Source organism: Amycolatopsis sp. (assembly GCF_035276945.1).
Lineage (GTDB): Bacteria > Actinomycetota > Actinomycetes > Mycobacteriales > Pseudonocardiaceae > Amycolatopsis_E.
In genome coordinates this window covers 1-2,969 of record NZ_DATELF010000077.1, presented here as the reverse complement: position 1 = coordinate 2,969, position 2,969 = coordinate 1, and the positions used below count along the sequence as shown (strand labels likewise).

The 2,969-nt window shown below is 65.6% G+C and carries 3 protein-coding genes; all 3 read right to left on the bottom strand.

Annotation, left to right across the window (positions count from 1 at the left end):
- Window positions 1–7: 7 nt before the first annotated feature.
- On the bottom strand, window positions 8–193 hold the full coding sequence (locus VJT49_RS13435) for a hypothetical protein (protein ID WP_324165120.1): 186 nt from the start codon (window positions 191–193) through the stop codon (window positions 8–10).
- A gap of 10 nt (window positions 194–203) precedes the next feature.
- Window positions 204–392: a hypothetical protein gene (locus VJT49_RS13430; protein ID WP_324165119.1), complete on the bottom strand. Its 189-nt coding sequence runs from the start codon at window positions 390–392 to the stop codon at window positions 204–206.
- A 198-nt stretch (window positions 393–590) separates the two neighbouring features.
- Window positions 591–2,729, bottom strand: coding sequence for a zonular occludens toxin domain-containing protein (locus VJT49_RS13425; RefSeq protein ID WP_324165118.1), 2,139 nt, complete (start codon window positions 2,727–2,729; stop codon window positions 591–593).
- Between the last annotated feature and the right edge of the window lie 240 nt (window positions 2,730–2,969).

Sequence of the window (2,969 nt, the reverse complement as noted above, 5' to 3'; positions counted from 1 at the left end):
CTCCTGGTCAGTTGACGACGACTGTTTCGGTGACGCGCCCGCACGTGCAGCATCGGCGGTCACGCGTTCGGATGGCGTTCGGGTCGCCGGGGAACTCGCCGGTCGTGACGATGGCGGCCAGGTAGGTGCTCTTGTTGCAGTTGTGCGTGTTGTCGTGGGACGTGGTGGTGTTGCTCTTGCTCAACCAACCCATCTCGATCTCCTTACGTCAGTTCGTTCCAGCTCTCGGGCGGCTCGTCGCCCCGCAGTTGGTCGCTGCCGTAGGCGTTGACCGCGACCAGCGGGCCGTCCTCGACGACCTGATACACGAGCTCGTCCCGCTCCGGCGCCACCCAGATGTGCGCGACGCCGTCCGCTCGGAGACGGGCGATCTCCTTGTCTAACCAATCCATTTCAGGCTCCTTTCGTGACTCTCTGTTGATGTTGTGGCGAATGAGTTCCCGAATGAGTTTCCCGTTTGCAAATGAGTTCGCTCATTCGACCAAATGATGCCGTTGACCAGCCAAAATGAGCGGAATGGGCGGAATGAGCACGCCGAACGACCCCCACCAAAACCCCGAAACCGCGGCGTTCACGGTGGGCCACGGCGCTCATTCGTCCGCGGCGCCCTCAGCGTCACGCCGCACCATCGCGTAACGCACCGTATCCGGATCGATGGGGAACTTCCGGTCTGTCGACGGCACCCGCACCTCGAACTCGGCCAACGCCTTGACCAGCGTCGCGATCTTCCAGCCCTGATACCGCGGCCACCGGGCGGCCAAGGCCTTCACCACATCCCCGGCCCGGCCCGGCTCACCATCCATCACCGCCAGCACATCAGCCAGAACATCGCGCTCCACCCGGCCCGGACCGTGCGAAACCTTGGCTTCATCGAGAAGCTGCATCGCCCGCCGAGTCACGAGGTGCGCATCCCCCTGCGGCACATAGAAGCTGCGCAACAAGCCCGGTTTCGCCATGAACCCGCGGCACATGCAGGTCCCGATATCCCCAGGGCCTTCGTCCGTTTTCGGGGTCAGGCCGACCGCGGAGATGCCGGCCTTGTAGGAGCCTGTGCCCAGCACCGCGTCGTTGCCGATCTGGTCGCCGATGGCGAAGCATGCCTTGTTGCTGGCGATCGAGATGAGCTTGCGCGGGCATGCGTCCTGCGACGGTTCCGGGGTGAGGAACATCAGGGTGATGCCGTACTTACGGGCGGTGCTCATCACTTTCGCCGCGACCTTGATGGCGGATTCGCCGTGTTCGCTGATGAACAGGTTCTGACACTCGTCGACCACCATGATGCGCGGCCGGAGACGCGCGTCTTTCTCGGCGAGTTCCCTGGTCACGAACCGTTCGTCGTGCTCACGCAGGGCCTGGCCACGGACGGTGGTCTCGTCGTAGAGATCCCGCAGCATCGCCATGCACGTGCTGACGGTCTCCTCCCCGGCGCCGGTGGTCAGGGACCGTAGACGTGGCCGCATCGGCTCGTAGTCGGCGTTCTCGGCCATCACCACAACGTCGATCTCCACCAGCGGGTCGAGCATCGCGCCGAGCACGAGCGTGATGGCCAGCGTGGACTTGCCGGAGCCCATCACGCCGCCCATCACGTAGTTCGCCTCATATAGGCGTCCGCGCACCACATCACCGCGGATGGTGACCCCGGCCGGCACGCCGGCGAAGTAGTCGGTCCTGGCGTTGTCCAGGTCTTTCAGCAGTGGCCACGGGTCCACTGGGCCGGACAGGGCGCCGGGCTTGGCCACCCACAGGTCCAGCACGCTGGGCTGCGGTTCGGTGGGCCATACCTCGATCGGGAACCTGACGAGGTTGTGCGCCAGCATGTTCTTGCGCTTCACGATCTCCTCGACCGGGCAGGCGGGCGGCAGTGCCAGTTGGGCGCGCCAGCCCTTGCCGTCGAGCACTGGGGGCATCTCGAACCGGACCCGCCATCCTTCCTTGAGTGCCTGGTTGAAGCCTCGGATGTTGAGGTTCTTGATCGCGTTGACGATGGTGCCCTCGTCGGGCAGGTCGTCCATCACGTCCCCGTCACCACGCTCGGGTGCCCCCATCCACTGCGGCATCTCGGCGTGTTTGCGGCCCTGCTGATACAGGTAAGCCACGGCCCCGATAGTGCCTGTGACCAGTAGGAACACGCCGTAGGCGGTGAGGAACCACCAGGTGAACGCCACAGCGTCCAGCACCGCGCCGCTCGGGGCGAGGATCAGGTGAGCGTCTTCGCTGTGGATGGCGAGGATGATTCCCAACACGAGTAGCAGACCGGTGAAGATGCCAACGCCGAGAGCTGCGGCTTTGACCAGTTGCCACGGTGACTTCACCCAGTCCATCACCCGCTGGTGGCGGCGCTGTTTCTCGGTCACGTCGGCTTCCTGCCAGTACCGCAGCTTCTCTTCGTCGCCAGCAACCTCGGCGGCCCGCATCTGCCGTTCGTAGCGGCCCGCGCCGTGCGCGTCCCGCCACCGGCCATACACGACCGCGGCGCCCTTGAGCGGGTATTTCAGGTGCTGTCGCGTCCGCTGGTGGGTCACCGCCCGGTACACGGTCACCACGTCGCGTCGGTACCCGCTCCGCCGGGCGGCGGCCTTGGCGCGCTGGATCTCGGCGTACTGCTCGGGGGTGAGCACGGTGCCTTCCAGCACCTCGACGGGCTCCACGGCGTCGTCGGCGCGCTTCACGGGAAGGTGCCGCACGTTGGTCAACTCTCCCCTGCTCCGGTCACTGTCGGTGGTTGTCATGACTCGCCTTTCAGGGCGTCCCGCACTTTCTGAGCCTTGGGGGTGCCGATTCCGAGCGCCTTTCGAAGCTCCGTCGCGGACGGCCGCCGCGGCAAGCGGCCGTCTTTGATCAACGATCGGGCGCGGGCTACTAGCTGATCAGTAGGCCCTACCGGGCCCAGTAGGGCCGAGGGGTTCGACGCCCCTGTTTCCGCTGTACTTTGCGGGAGTAGGGGCGAGTAGGTAGCCCCTACTCCGTCG